Origin of the sequence: Bacillus sp. Bos-x628 (assembly GCF_040500475.1) — a bacterium.
GTDB classification, from domain to species: Bacteria; Bacillota; Bacilli; order Bacillales; family Bacillaceae; genus Bacillus; species Bacillus maqinnsis.
In genome coordinates, this window is record NZ_CP159358.1 from 663,845 (window position 1) to 678,839 (window position 14,995).

A 14,995-nucleotide genomic window follows, 5' to 3' on the forward strand; every position below is an offset into this window, starting at 1 on the left:
AGCGATAAAGTACGAAATTCATAAAAAGGATGTTCAAACTGAACAGTTATTTGAACGCTTTTAATTCATGAAATCGTCGTTCAATACCAATTAAATGAAGTGATGATATGAGAGCGAAGATTTGATGAGCAATCTGATAAATCAATGTCTAAATGCTACTTTTTGTGCACACTGTATGGAGTTGCGGTAACTGCTGTGAGTGTCGCATATATAAATACATCTCGCCAGTTTGATGTTCTTTCAAGTAAGCGAGTAGAAGATATCACCTTTCCGTCAGTTGTCACCCTGTCATAATCAGACGTAGATGTGACGTGTGCAAATGAAATGAGAGAGTTACAAAATATGTCATTTTTAAATTAGGTGTTTTGCATCTTTTCACCAGTCAATTATTTCACTATGAAACCATCAAAAAAACCGCCACACTTCTCAATTGACGGTTTTTCCCCTTCTTGTTAGCTCCATACATCTTTTACATATCTATATTCATTCGTAAGAGATGTCAGCCAATTTTCAGCTTCTTCTTTTGAACACTGCTTCACAGTTTGGTAAATATCTATAATCGTGTTTTCTACATCGGGAGCCATGACTTTTCCATCCCCGCAAATGTACATATATCCACCTTGATCAAGTAAATGAATGAGCATTTCTCCATCTTCTTTGATCAAGTCCTGAACATACACTTTATGTTCCTCGTAACGAGAGTAAGCCCGGTGGATGCTGACAGCTCCTTTTTGTTCTGCGAGCTGCAATTCTTCATCATACAGATCATCTTCATTTGGGTGGCGGCAGCCAAAGTATAGATGTGCTTCACCTAGTTGTTTTCCTTCATTTAGCAATTGTTCTCTTGCCTGAATAAACCCTCTAAATGGCGCAACTCCTGTTCCTGGTCCGATCATGATCATAGGAATTTCTGGTGCAGGCGGTAAATGGAAGCCTGCCTGCGCCGCATGCAGGAAGCAAGCTACTTCTTCGCCTTCTTTTACTCCACATAAATAGTTTGATGCCACTCCAGCAAATTCCCCTCGGCCACTCCAAGCATCACCTTTAACAACTGCAACTGTGATACTGACTAATTGTTCGTCTACCTTTGGTGAGCTAGAAATTGAATAATAACGAGGTTTCAACCCTGGTAAAAGTGACAAGAAATGCACAAATGGCAGTTCACATGCTTCATATTGTTCTAATAAATCAAGCATTGTCACTCGTTTCTTTAAAACTTCTTCTTGATAAAATTCTCCAGCCATCTGCTCTAGCTCAATACGATGAGGTGGGCATACCGTATGTTTGGCGAGTTCTCTTAGTTGCGTACGTGTCGCCGGCTCTTGAAGCTCTACATGTGATGCTAGTAAATCACTGATTTGAATCGCCTGATCTAGTGGTAAATGACTCATCTCTTTTTCAGATGACAGCTTAATGTGCTGTGCCGGGTCTAACTTAAACCGTTTGATCACACGATGCACTAGCGCATCACTATTTTTAGGCAATATACCGATGTGATCCCCTTCCTTATATTGTTTACCTCGAGGTAATTTCAGTTCAATATGCCGTGTTTGACGCGGGCTTTTTTCAGATTGCAGCTCTTCATTTTTTAACACAACAGCTGAAAAAGCACCATACGATTTGGCTACAGGGCGTTCCAATAGTTCATTCGTATATGCAAATGAAAGATGTGGCTTTTCTTGGCTTTTCTCTTGCAAAGTCAATGCAAATTCTCTAGCAAGCTCTTCAAATACGACTTGTTGAAATTTTTCTTTATCCTCATCCATATCGCCGCCTGCATCGCCCTCTCCTACGTCAACAAGGCGCTTAGCTCCCTTTCTATTCAGTGCTTCATCAATAAGACGAGGAATGCGCTGATACGTGCTCGCCCAATTTCGATCACCACATCCAAAGACTGCAAATGTCACTTTTGACAGATCTCGCTCTTGATCCTGCGTGACCCATTCTACAAATTGCTTTGCATGGTCAGGTGGCAACCCGTTATAAGAAGCAGTAACGATTAGAACTGCTCCTTCCTCTGGTAATTGCCCTACATAATCATCAAGTGGGGCAATCGTCACATCAAACCCTTTTGCTTTACCATCATCAGCAAATTCATTGGCTATTTGCTGGGCTGTACCAAGATTTGATCCGTATAACACCAAAAGGGGCGTTCCGTGACTAGGTACTGTCGCTTTAGCTGATGCAGAGCTTTTTTTCGGTGACTCTTTTGGAAGCGTCATAAAGAACTGCTGCTTTCTTGGCCGCACTTTGATTTTAAAATCATTTGGTTTAATTGTAAGCGATTCTTTTATTTTAAGCTCATATGACGTGTGATCAATTAACTCAAGATGATGCAGAACCATTGCCAATACGATGGTGGCCTCATGAAGCGCAAATTGCATACCAATACATGCACGCTGACCGTTCCCAAATGGTTTATATGCATGCTGCGGAATCTTTTCAGGATGCATAAAACGTTCTGGTTTAAATTCTTCGGCATCCTCTCCCCACACCGTTTGATCACGATGCAATTTTGGAATCAATACTGTGACACTTTGATTTTTTTCAATCGGATATTTCCCTCCGATGACTGTGTCCTCTTTTGCATAAAGCGAGAAGGAGGGCGCGGTTGGCCAAAGGCGAAGCGCCTCATTTAAAACCATGCGGATATAGCTTAGTTTTTGCACCTGCTTGAAGGTTGGCAATTCACCTTGTAGCACTTCATCAGCTTCTTGAACTGCTTTTTTTAATTCTTCTGGATTCTTTAATAAGAAATAAATCGCAAAAGATAACAAGCCGCTTGTTGTTTCATGACCAGCGATTAAGAATGTAATGATCTGGTAACGGATATTTTCATCTGACAGTCTTTCACCTGTTTCAGGATCTTTTGCATGCAGCATGAGAGACAGCAAATCATCTCCAGTTTCATCTTGCTTTTTCCGTTCATGAATAATGTCATCTACTAGCTGCTTCATAAAATCGACATTTTGCTCAAATTCTTTTTTTCTTTTGATCATCATCTTATCTACAATTGGCAATCGGCTAGACTGATCCATCGCTTCGTTTAAGCCTGTTAACATACTTTCTATAAATGGATGCTGCTTTTCTTTGTAAAAGCTGTTAAATCGAAAATCAAAGCCGCATAGTCCGATTGTATCAAGAGTGAGCTTTGTCATATCCTCTGTTACTTCAATTTCCTCATCACGACCTGATCTTTGCCATTTTTGCATAAGCTGAGTGGCAATATCCAGCATCATATGATGATAGCCCTTCATGGCCTGCTGGCTAAAGGCTGGCATCAAGATTTGATGGGCCTTTTTCCAGTTTGGCTCATCTGTCCAGCTAGTAAACAATCCATCTCCTGCAAATGCTCGCGCTTTGTTGAGACTGATCCCGATGTATTTATCGAAGCGGCTCTCATCACACACTTCGCTGACAAGTTCATGGTTTGAAACAAAAATACTTGTTTGTCCGGTAAATTCAAATTGGAAGATCGGCCCTAATTCATCTGCCAAACGCCAAAAAGTTTGAGAAAGCTCTCCTTTTTTTAATAGAGGAATATTTTTTAAAGGTCCGTATGTTTTTGGTTTTGGAATGATTGATGTTTGATGCATGCTCCCACTCCCTTTCATGATTTAAGATTCAACGCTGATTGCGCGCCATAAACATTGCTCAACTTCCTCTATAAATTCAATGGTTGGTTCTATTTCCTCAGCTAGTATTTGTTTATGCAGTTGCACAAAAGCGCCAAATACAATGGATAAAATCGTTCTACCGGAAAGATTCGGATGTATACCATTCTTTCGTCCTTCCTCGAAGATGAGAAATAGTTCATTTAACAAATTCTGCATTTTCTCTTTACTTTTCTCATCTAAGAAATGTGACCGTTTATCAATTTCTAAGAAATAAAGGCCACTTGGATTCTCCTTTGTAAACCGAACCAAACAATAAAATACATGTTTGAAGTAACCTCTTATATTTGATTGTGGATCTGGACTGTTTGTTTTCATTTTTTCGATAAATGCGGAGAGACTTCGTTGATACAAAATATTGACGAGTGCTTCTTTACTATCAAAATAACGATAAATGGTTCCTGCACCGACGTTTGCTTTTTTTGAAATCATCGGCATGGTTGTTCCATCAAAGCCCCGTTCGATAAATAATTCAAGAGATGCCTTCATAATTTGCTCTTGTTTATCCGTAACTGTAGTCATTTCATCCTCCTCTTGTCTCTAGGAATGAACGTTCATTCCGAATGTTACATACTATATTAATATTTTAAATTCTTCTAATTATACTTAAACATACTTATTTTTTTTCGTCACTACATTTTCTGAAAATAATAATAATTGAGAAATGATGCCTAGTCATGATGCATCCAAAGGACTTATAAATCTTGACATGATGGTTACATGCGGTGTCTTGAGCCCTATATGCCCCTTTTCACTCCTGATCTATTGGGGAATGAAAAAGTAAAAAATCCGGTATTCAGCCGGATTTTTTGGTTTTCATTACTCTTCCTTGACGCTGCTGCATCAAGAAGAAGAAGACACCTAAAAGAACAAGAAGACCGCCAAACATTTGTATGAATGTCACTTTTTCGCCGAGAAGCAGTACAGCAAGAATCGTTGCCCCAACTGGTTCCCCAAGAATACTCATCGAAATGGTGGTGGCATTGACATACGTTAGCAACCAATTGTTAATGACATGAGACATGGTTGGAATAATGGCGAGTAATAAAAAGATCCTCCATTCTTTCCCTGAATATCCTGTAAAACGAGTGTGTTGAAGTATGTTAAAGAAAAGCAAAAAAAGACCGGCAAAACCAAATACACAAAAACTATATATCCAATGAGATATTTTTCTCACAGCTTGCTGACCAATTAATAAGTAACACACGACCGCAATGACACTTAAAAAGGATAAAAGATCACCTAAAATCGCCCCGCGGCTATGCCCGATATCGCCCCATCCAATCATCAGTGCACCAAGAATTGCTACACACATAGTGAAAACAGTTGACATCGTTGTTCGTTCACGAAAAATGAGGTATCCGCCTAACAGTGAAACCATTGGCTGAAGGGCAATAATAATAGTCGAGCTTGCTACTGTGGTGAGCTTCAGCGAACCAAACCATAACACGAAATGAAGCCCTAAAAAAAAGCCAGACAAACATAAAAAGAACCAGTCTTTCCGTTTCATCGACTGAAACTCTTTTTTTCGCAAGAGAATAAATGGAAACATCAATGCAGCCGCAAATACCATGCGATACATACTTAAAATAGATGCAGGTGCATTTGACCATTTGACAATAATAGCAGAAAACGAGATAGCAATAATTGAGATGACAAGCGGCACGACAATTGATTTCTTTGGAGCAGTTGTATTTATTTCCATCAGCAGCGTCCTTTACATCAGCAGTTGATGAGGTTCCCCATCTTGTATGTCGTCATCTTACTATGTAGATGAGCAAGCCGGCAAGATGCTTTTTTCAAATCTTGCAAGTCAAAAAGAGCTTTCATTGCGGTAACCCTTTATTCATCATCTATTAACAAATAGATTGCCCGAACTGGTCCATGTACGCCCACCACTAAATTCATTTCAATATCAGCAGAATTACTCGGACCTGATATAAAATGAATCGCACCTTTTGTCTTTTCACCCTTTTCTACTGAATGATGAAAAGCCGAAACTGCTTGAATCATTCTAGGTACAATTGTACTTTTTTCTATACACACGATATAAATCAAAGGTAAAAAGTGTAGCGCTCTACCCTGACCTTCATGCGATTGAAGTACGACTGTTCCTGATTCTGCAAGCGTATAATCACTAAACACTACCCCATACCTTGCTTTTTCAGCATGTGCTATATTTTCATTTCGGGATAGATCTGCCCCCCATCTAGAAACTTCGATTCCTTCTTCTTTCAATCCTTTGAATACTGAGGTTAATCCATATTGATCAAACCGCCTGTCCTTAGAGGTTATCACAGCACCCTTTCCATACTCTTCCATAATGGATAGAAGTACATATGGGGCTTTCTCCACTGTTGTATCAATGACTCTTGTGTGAATGTGTTTACATTGCGCTTTCAATTGATCGACCATTTCTTCTTTGGATGCATGTTGGTTAGTATACCAATTGATCTGATGCTTCCATTTTGGACGTTCAAGCGCTTCAGACTGATATCTCCCTAGTTGATGCTGAATGTGAGCTAAAAAAGAATCCCGACGAGAAATGATTCCTTTCATCACCGCTCCCCCATTTGTTTCTTTTTAAACCAATCTCTAAATCTTTCTTTACTCGGAGCTGGAAACTCGCGAATATCTGTCCAATTCTTTAAAGGACCCTTTCCTTTTGAAATTTGGCCATTTGATGCCATTCGATTCATTACCACTGGGGCTACTTTTGTTCCAAAATGATACATCTGCGGAGTCGATGCCCCCATTCCAAACATTTTCATCGCCATCATTTCCGCCTTAGGGGCTCTGCCCTCTTTTTCAACAATCACTTGTCTATGCTTGATGAGCAGTTCGTGTAGTGGAATTTTCACTGGACAAGCGTCCGTACAAGCGGCACACAAGCTTGATGCAAAAGGAAGTTCTTGATAATCATCATATCCGCCAAGAAGTGGTGACAGTACAGCACCAATCGGACCAGGATAAATAGACCCGTATGAATGTCCGCCAACATGCCGGTAAACAGGGCACACATTAATGCAGGCTGCACACCGAATACATTGCAGAACAGACTGAAAAGCTGTACCTAAAATATCTGATCTCCCGTTATCGACAATAACCAAATGGAATTCTTCAGGTCCATCGATTTCTCCTTCTCCTCTTGGCCCAACAACAGAAATATAGCTCGTTAATTTTTGACCAACCGCACTTCGACACAAAAGACCAACGAGCACATCAAGTTCCTCCATCGATGGAACGAGCCGCTCCATTCCCATGACAGCAATGTGTGTCTTCGGTATAGCGGTGACAAGGTCTGCATTTCCTTCGTTTGTCACAAGACAAATCGAGCCCGTGTTGGCAACAGCAAAGTTGCAACCGGTGACTCCAATATCTGCTTCAAGGAATGATTCTCTTAATAAGGTTCTCACAAAACGGGTCATGTCTTCAGGGGTTTCTGACATTTCATATCCAAGCTTTTCATGAAATACATCACGTATTTGTTCTTTCGTCATATGTAATGCAGGGGCCACGATATGTGAGGGCGGCTCATGGTCATCTACTTGCAGTATATATTCACCAAGATCACTTTCGAGGACCTCACACCCAAGCGCTTCAAGTGCTTGATTCATTTCGATTTCTTCTGTAACCATTGATTTTGATTTAACGATCTTTTTTGCTGCTTTTTTTTGCGCAACATCTTGAATGTATGCAGATGCCTCTTCCTTCGTTTTGGCAAAAAAAACATGCCCTCCACGCTCGCTCACTTTTTCACTTAATTGGTATAAATATTGATCGAGATGTGCTAGCGTATGCTGCCTGATTTCCTCGCCAAGTTCACGCCACATCTCCCAGTTGCCAAGCTCTTCACTGGCTGTCATCCGCCTTGCATAAAGACGCTCCTGTGCCGAGGAAACCGCTCCTCTCATGACCACATCATCTATTCCTTCTCCGATTCGTTCTTTAAAGCCTTTCTCACCTATCTTCATACTCATGTGTCTTTCCCCCCTTAGCTATCAGCGACTGTTTAATACTTCTGCGATATGCATCACCTTTATTTGTTTCTTAAGGCGGGCAATTCTTCCGCCAATATTAAGCAGACATCCACAGTCAGCGCCAATCAAATACTCCGCTTCTGTCTCCTCTATGCTTTGTACTTTTTCATCTACCATTTGCTTAGAAATCGGCGTCATTTTCACTGAAAATGTCCCCCCAAATCCGCAGCAATTCTCTGCGCGGGGCAGTGGTTCCATAATCAAGTCTTTGACATTTGATAATAGTGTAAAAGGTGCATCCTTAACTCTAAGAAGCCTTGTCATATGACAGGATGTATGATAGGTTGCTTTCCCTTTTAGACTGGCTCCTACATCTGTTACGTTTAAGATATTAACAATAAATTCTGTTAATTCATAAGTTTTTGCAGCAAGTGCCTCAGCCTGCTGCGACCATATAGGATCTTCCTTTAAAAGATGAGGATACTCTAGAAACATCGCCTTGCACGAGCCTGATGGAGTCACAACATATTCTGTTGATTCAAATGCTTTGATCATGTTTTTCGCTGCTTTGATTGCCTCTTTTGCGTAACCGCTGTTAAACGCTGGTTGCCCGCAACAAACTTGTGCTTCTGGAAAATCCACCTTAACACCTAGACGCTCTAACACTTCGACTGTCGACTTCCCAACATTTGGTTGTATTGTGTCAATTAAACAGGTCACAAATAAACTGACTTTCATCGGCGAACTTCCCTTCTTTTGCTTCACTTGAATAAAAACAGGTCATCTGACGACTTCGAACGGTTAACCTAATATATTCATTTTAATCCTCATATTCAGATATTTCAATGAAAGCATTTGTAAAAACTAGGAAATATGGTTTTTGCTGCTTCATTAAAAATGCGCCCTGTTTAGAAGGGCGCTTTCGGTTCATTAATTTATTAATTTAAAATCATTTGACGAATACCTTCCTCAACAGGTGTTAAAGAACGACCGAGTAACTCTTCAAAATCATGGCTTTCAATAGCCAATGCACCACCGCGAATGCCGTTTTGAATCTCTTTGATAAATGGAACCGCTTCTTTTGGAACACCACTTGATGCTAAAAATTCTCCAAATGTCTCTACATCTACCTGCTCAACTTTTATCTTTTGACCACTCACTTGACTAACGATATGTGCAAGTTCAGTGTGCGTCCGAAGCGGTCCTGACAATTCATATATTTCCTTTTGATGCTGGGATAAAGTTAACGCATTTGCAGCCGCTTCTGCGTAGTCATTTCTTGTGGCCCAGCCGACCCTTCCATCTCCAATAGGTGATAAAAAAGGAGCACCGTTTAAAGAGGCTTGAATGGTATCTGCCTCATTTTCTAAATACCAGTTGTTTCTTAAAAACACATGTGGAATGCCAGAGGCCAAAATAGCTTCTTCTGTTTTTGCATGGTCATGTGCAAGGACAAGCTTACTTTCTCTTGCATTCACAACACTTGTATAAGCAATAAACTTAACATTGGCTGCTTTCGCCGCATTAACGGCTGCTGTATGCTGCTTCACTCGGTCTCCGTCAGCAGTTGAAATCAACAAGAGACGATCAATTCCTTGAAACGCTGATTCAAGGGTTTCTGGCTGAGTAAAATCTCCCTTACGAACATTCACACCAGCTTTTTTTAGATGTGCTGCTTTTTGCGGATCACGAACACTGACCGCAATTTGTTCAGCTGGTACTTTTGTCAGCAAATGTTTGACGACGAGCGATCCAAGTTGTCCTGTTGCACCTGTCACTAATAATTTCATCTGTTTGACCTCCTCATTTTGTCAATAAACGATGATTTTTTGATGAAACAACGAAGAACAAATATATGACTGCTAGGCTCCTACCAATTATTACAACGAGAGGTTAAGCTTCTTGAAGTTCATGGCGAATTCTCGTATTCATCACTTGACCAATGGAACAAACAATGACTCGATTATGAAAGTGCAATAACTGGTCATCCTCTATCACATCCACAGCTTAATACACATCTAAAAGCGTTATGTCTTCTGCCGGCCGCATGAAATAAGCGCCGCCTACTCCGCCCTGAATCTCAAGAAGCCTGCCCGTTTGAGCATAGCCATCATCTTACGAACAATGACCGGATTTGAATTGATGCTCACTGCAATAAAATCACCCGTACACTCTTTTTGAACAAATATGAACAGAAATGGTATACCTTCTCCGCATTTGTTTCATCTAAATCACCACCGTTGTAATCAATGTAGTTACAATGAAGCGGATTGTCAAGTAAAAAACGGATTCTTCTTTTTCTCCCAATCCTCATAGGTCATCATCTGATCATCATCTGCAGTATCAAGTCCAATTGGCGCAATACACTCCAAAAGGTTTCCATCAAGATCACAAAAGTAAATGGCTGCATGGAATTGCGGCGGATTATTAAGTACTAAAGGCTGCTGTTCTTTCGTATAGCCAAACATCGGATGAATGTTTATCCCTTTTTGCATGATCCATGCTTTGATCTGTTTGATGCTGGAAGTTTCTATTTGAAAGGCAACATGACGAGTCGATGGATGATAAGGAATAGCTGTGACATCTGCCTTCCAAAGACCAAGCCAACTTTTCCCCTTTTCAATCCATAAAAACGCCACTTGTTCATTTTCATAAGCAAGCGTCAGTTCTAATTTTTCATAAAATGCAATTGAAGCCTTTAAATCACTTACCGGCAAATGTGCTTCATACAATCCTTTGATCATTAAGATCACTCCTTTTCTCTCTTCTATATTGCATGAGATCACGAGAAAATACCTCAACAAAACGATGTATTTTATTCCATCCATTTGAAGGTGTTCAAATATAGAAAGGAGCGATATGTAAATACCTTGTACCAAAAAGATTATACTAGAGACGCTCTACTAGACGTCATGGCCCATGCGCCGCAATTATAGCTGGGCGGTTCAGGCAGAGAAAGCGAAACGAGCAAGTAGGGACAAAGAGACAAAACAGGCTAGAATGACAGAGCAAAAACATTTCGTCAAAAAAGGACATCCGTTGTCGGACATAGAGAAGATGGGACGATTGAAGACTCAAGACGGATCAAAGCAAAAAATAAGACCACCCTCTGAGCGGTCTTTTCCCTTATGCCTTCTTTTCTTTTTTCGCCGGTGTTTTTCTTTTCTTAGGTGCTGCTCTTTTCGGTGTTGATCGATCGATAGAAGCCTGTAGAGCGGCCATCAAGTCGGTCACATTTGACGTATCTTTTTTACTAGTGGTTTCTGGCTGAACCGTGTGCTCACCAGATATTTTGTCGCCAATCAGGTTCATGAGCTGTTCCCTATACTCATCTTGATAAGCGGCAGGGTCAAATGTTGTGGTCAGTTGATCTATTAAAAGAAGCGCTGTATCTAACTCCTTCTTCACGATATTTTCCTCTTGCGGGATGTTTGGTACATCTGACACTTGTCTAATCTCGTCAGGGAAATGAATCGTTTCCATTAGCAAAATGTGCTCATAGCACCTAACGATCGCTAATTGTTCCTTAGAGCGAATCACGATTTTGGCAACACCGATTTTCCCGGACTCTTGCAGTGCTTTTCTCAGTAATGAATAGGCCTTCGCCCCGCCTGTATCTGGCGATAAAAAATAACTTCTTTCATAATATATAGGGTCAATTTCTTCTAATTTGACAAAATCAATAATTTTGACGGCTTTTTCTTCGTTTTCTTTCCTCAACTTCTCTAACTCTTCCTCATCCAATTCAATAAATTTATTCTTGGCATACTCGTATGCTTTGACAATTTGATCTGGGGCTACCTCTTTCCCGCAATTGGCACAAACTTTTTTATAATTAATGGGTGTATGGCACTCTTTATGCAGTTGTCTTAATTTAATATCTTTGTTCTCTGTAGCGGTAAACAGCTTAACCGGAATATTGACCAAACCAAAGCTAATACCGCCCTTCCATACTGTATGCATACTGTCGCCTCCGTTCTTTTATCCTTACTATGTAATCTTTTCGCAAGACTTATGTATGATTATGAAAAATACTTCTCACTCTAAGAACATATGACGGAGGAAGTGATGGACAAAATGAAACCTATGCGATTAACGTCTACAAACGACATTCCCTTGGGGAAAGACTGGTTGTATGAATTCAAGTATGATGGATTTCGGGCCATGCTCATTTGGGAGAAAGGCGAGGTTCGTCTTGAGAGTAGAGAAGGGAAACAATTAAATGAACAATTCCCTGAGATCATTGACCAGTGTAAGCAATTAAATGATATCATCACTCCTTTTTTACCGATTACTCTAGACGGAGAATTGGTCTATTTACTGAGTGAATACGAAAGCGATTTTACAAAGGTTCAGCAAAGAGGAAAGCTAAAAAACAAAGAGGGCATTCACATGCAATCAGAACGTTTTCCATGTCATTTGATTGTGTTTGATGTATTGAAGTGGCAAGGAAAATCCATTATTGATTTACCACTTATTCAAAGAAAAAAAATGTTACAACAATTGTTCCATGACGTTCATCTTCCTCCATCTGTTCAACTAGATCACCCTTCACTTCTTCAGATCGTCCAAACCGATCGCAATCCAGTCTATATGAAAGAGCTCATGCTTACGTACTTAGCAGAAGGAATAGTTGCAAAAAAAATGAATAGCAAATGGAAAGAAAATACACGCTCAAAAGATTGGCTCAAAATCAAAAATTGGCGATACGTTTCCGTTATCGTGACACAGTTCAATCAAGATAATGGCTATTTTCAAGGGTCTATTTATCAAGATACTGATCTCTTAGAGGTCGTACAATTTAAGCATGGTTTTTCTAAGAAGGAAGAACAAACACTACGTACTCTTTTTCAAACAAAGGGTCGCCTTGTGCGTGCATCGCAATACGAAATCCCGCCATCTATATGTGTGAGTATCGCATGTATATCCTTTGACGGAACAAAGTTAAGAGAACCCCGTTTTTCTTCGTTCTTACTAAATACCGATCCATCAGAGTGTACATTTGAGCAAATGCAAAAGCAACTATACCCACTTCCAGTCAAGATTGATGTCACTCATCCAGAGAAACCAATTGTTCCGGCACTATATATCAACAAAGCGGATTACTTACTTTATTTGAGACAAGTTGCTCCTTACCTATTGCCTTTTTTACGTGAAAGACGGCTTACCTTAATTCGGTTCCCTCATGGTGTGGGAGGTGAATCTTTTTATCAAAAATCGACACCCGACTATGCACCCGACTTTGTTGTAACAGATCAGGTTCAAGATATTTCTTACACTATCTGTAATGATCCAAACACTTTACTTTGGCTCGGCAATCAGCTTGCGATGGAGTTCCATATCCCTTTTGAAACAAGGGACACAGATCGTCCAACAGAAATTGTATTTGATTTAGACCCACCATCTGTCAAAGAGTTTCACCTAGCAATAGAAGCAGCACAACGAATCAAAGCACTTCTTGATGACCTGTCGCTCACATCTTTTGTCAAAACAAGTGGCGGGAAAGGACTTCAACTCTATATTCCTTTAAAAAAAGATGCGTTTACATATGAAGAAACAAGAGTATTTACATCTTTTATATGTCAATTCCTTTGTGAACAAGCACCTGAGCTTTTTACACTGGAACGCCTAAAGAAAAAGCGAGGGAATCGATTATATTTGGATTATCTTCAGCACGATAAAGGGAAAACAATGATTGCTCCATATTCCCCGAGAGGAAATGAGCAGGGGCTTGTTGCGGCACCTCTCGAATGGGAGGAACTGAAAAACGAAAATCTTCATCCGTCTATGTTCACCATGCCTGTTATCATAGAACGATTGAAGCAAATAGGTGATCCATTTCGACATATGAGACACCGCGTCAATGACGATACGTTTAGACAAGTATTACATCAGCTTCAAGACATCTTACCGCCCACATGATGGACCTTGGTTGTCACTAAGTGTTAAACTTCTTGAAAGAAAGGGATGACCATTTTGACCGCACATTTATTTCGAAACATAGCACTTATCTTACTATGCCTTTCTTCAGGAATTGTGGATGTGATTGGCTATTTAAGCCTAGGACATGTTTTTACAGCGAATATGACCGGTAATATTGTGCTGCTTGGCATTGCAGCAGGAAGCTCTTTGCAGTTAACAGCTCTTCATTCAATTACGGCTCTAAGTGGATTTGTTCTAGGTGTTGTACTGTCCGTTTTCATTGGTGGAAAATATAAGAAGGCATTTTGGCCGCAAGCTGTCACACGCATCTTAATCATTGAAGTACTGATTTTATTTCTCTTTGCAGTAATGACCATGTTCCCTTATACACAGGGAGCTTACTTTATGCTCATCATCCTGCTTAGTATGGCAATGGGCATGCAGACCACTGCTGCCCGCAAATTAAATGTGGCCGGCATCTCAACAACTGTTCTGACCAGTACACTCGCTAACCTGTTTGAAAACTTGGCACAGCGATTGTCAGATCGAGAAAAAAGGCGAGCACTAGGTGAGCATGTAAGTTTAATGCAAATTGGTTCTATAGTCTTTTACTGCTTAGGGGCTGCCTTAGCTGCATTTACTGATACATATGATCCATTTGAGATTATTTGGCTGCCTATTGGTATACTCTGTGTGGTTGTTATAACAGCCACATTAAAACGCTTTAGTCAATTAAAATAGATTATCACTGAAAGGCTATTTCAATCATTGGTTTTATTCATTGACAGGGTCTCACATAAAATCCAGGAGGACTGTCCATGATGAACGTAGAAACGTACGGATATCCCGAAAATGGACCAAATCCGCCATACCCAGGGAAACCACCTAAACTAGAGAACCCAGCAGGACTACCGTAATAGCCACTAAAGCCAATATGGGTGCCTGTCGATCCGATATGCGGTGCTCCTCCGCTAAAACCGGCACCGTGAAACCCTCCATATGCCCGTTGATACACACAATCACCTACCTTCTAACCGCACTCTATTTCATCATATGCGGGACAAATGGAGCGGTGTTCCCTGTTTTTCATTGTACCTTCCATGAACAATGTCCCAACATCATATCATTTGAATGAAAAGTCCTGCAAAAAACTAAATTAAGCAAATAAAGGTGACCTTTTTAACTTGTTGTACCGCCCTATTTTTATTTAGAATAATGGAGCAGGTAACAAATTTGCACACCCCCTTTGTTGCAAATTCTTCTTATTAAACGTTCTTGCAACGTTTAATAAGAAGAGCCTACTAATAGAAAAAACCCTTGCTGACGATTCGATTCATCAACTAGGGCGATATTCAGATAGTTTATTACCCGCCGATAATTTTTTCAGCTACATCAAATGAAAATACGGCATTCTCTGCT

The 14,995-nt window shown here is 40.3% G+C and carries 11 protein-coding genes and 1 pseudogene; 3 read left to right on the forward strand and 9 right to left on the reverse strand.

The annotated features are described in order from the left end of the window. Positions 1-144: 144 nt before the first annotated feature. Positions 145-294 carry a hypothetical protein gene (locus tag ABVJ71_RS03565; protein WP_353855638.1) on the forward strand — a complete coding sequence of 50 codons (150 nt, stop codon included), beginning with the start codon at positions 145-147 and terminating at the stop codon, positions 292-294. A 158-nt stretch (positions 295-452) separates the two neighbouring features. Here the strand turns inward: ABVJ71_RS03565 and ABVJ71_RS03570 are convergent, their stop codons facing one another. From ABVJ71_RS03570 to ABVJ71_RS03610, 9 genes are all read right to left on the reverse strand, one after another. Further along, the gene (locus ABVJ71_RS03570; protein WP_353855639.1) at positions 453-3,596 is read right to left on the reverse strand and encodes a bifunctional cytochrome P450/NADPH--P450 reductase; all 3,144 of its coding nucleotides are present in this window, start codon (positions 3,594-3,596) and stop codon (positions 453-455) included. 21 nt (positions 3,597-3,617) lie between these two features. Continuing rightward, on the reverse strand, positions 3,618-4,196 hold the full coding sequence (locus tag ABVJ71_RS03575) for a TetR/AcrR family transcriptional regulator (RefSeq protein WP_353855640.1): 579 nt from the start codon (positions 4,194-4,196) through the stop codon (positions 3,618-3,620). A gap of 274 nt (positions 4,197-4,470) precedes the next feature. Beyond that, entirely contained in the window at positions 4,471-5,379 is a 909-nt protein-coding gene (locus tag ABVJ71_RS03580; protein ID WP_353855641.1) for a DMT family transporter, read from the reverse strand. A 137-nt stretch (positions 5,380-5,516) separates the two neighbouring features. Continuing rightward, positions 5,517-6,233: a lactate utilization protein C gene (locus ABVJ71_RS03585; protein ID WP_353855642.1), complete on the reverse strand. Its 717-nt coding sequence runs from the start codon at positions 6,231-6,233 to the stop codon at positions 5,517-5,519. Then, positions 6,233-7,654, reverse strand: coding sequence for a LutB/LldF family L-lactate oxidation iron-sulfur protein (locus ABVJ71_RS03590; RefSeq protein ID WP_353855643.1), 1,422 nt, complete (start codon positions 7,652-7,654; stop codon positions 6,233-6,235). Before ABVJ71_RS03590 ends, ABVJ71_RS03585 begins: the two co-directional genes overlap by 1 nt. 21 nt (positions 7,655-7,675) lie before the next feature. Beyond that, positions 7,676-8,392 carry a (Fe-S)-binding protein gene (locus tag ABVJ71_RS03595; RefSeq protein ID WP_353856544.1) on the reverse strand — a complete coding sequence of 239 codons (717 nt, stop codon included), beginning with the start codon at positions 8,390-8,392 and terminating at the stop codon, positions 7,676-7,678. 200 nt (positions 8,393-8,592) lie between these two features. Then, positions 8,593-9,444 carry an SDR family oxidoreductase gene (locus ABVJ71_RS03600; RefSeq protein ID WP_353855644.1) on the reverse strand — a complete coding sequence of 284 codons (852 nt, stop codon included), beginning with the start codon at positions 9,442-9,444 and terminating at the stop codon, positions 8,593-8,595. Positions 9,445-9,927: 483 nt separating this feature from the next. Next, complete coding sequence (locus ABVJ71_RS03605) at positions 9,928-10,398, reverse strand: VOC family protein (protein WP_353855645.1); 471 nt, start codon at positions 10,396-10,398, stop codon at positions 9,928-9,930. A 382-nt stretch (positions 10,399-10,780) separates the two neighbouring features. Next, positions 10,781-11,617, reverse strand: coding sequence for a Ku protein (locus tag ABVJ71_RS03610; RefSeq protein ID WP_353855646.1), 837 nt, complete (start codon positions 11,615-11,617; stop codon positions 10,781-10,783). Positions 11,618-11,731: 114 nt separating this feature from the next. On the opposite strand from ABVJ71_RS03610, the pseudogene ABVJ71_RS03615 reads away from it, so the two are divergent. Further along, positions 11,732-13,596 (forward strand): annotated as a pseudogene (locus tag ABVJ71_RS03615) (DNA ligase D). A gap of 25 nt (positions 13,597-13,621) precedes the next feature. Beyond that, a complete protein-coding gene (locus ABVJ71_RS03620; RefSeq protein WP_353855647.1) occupies positions 13,622-14,317 on the forward strand; it encodes a YoaK family protein in 696 nt (231 codons plus the stop codon). Positions 14,318-14,995 lie beyond the last annotated feature (678 nt).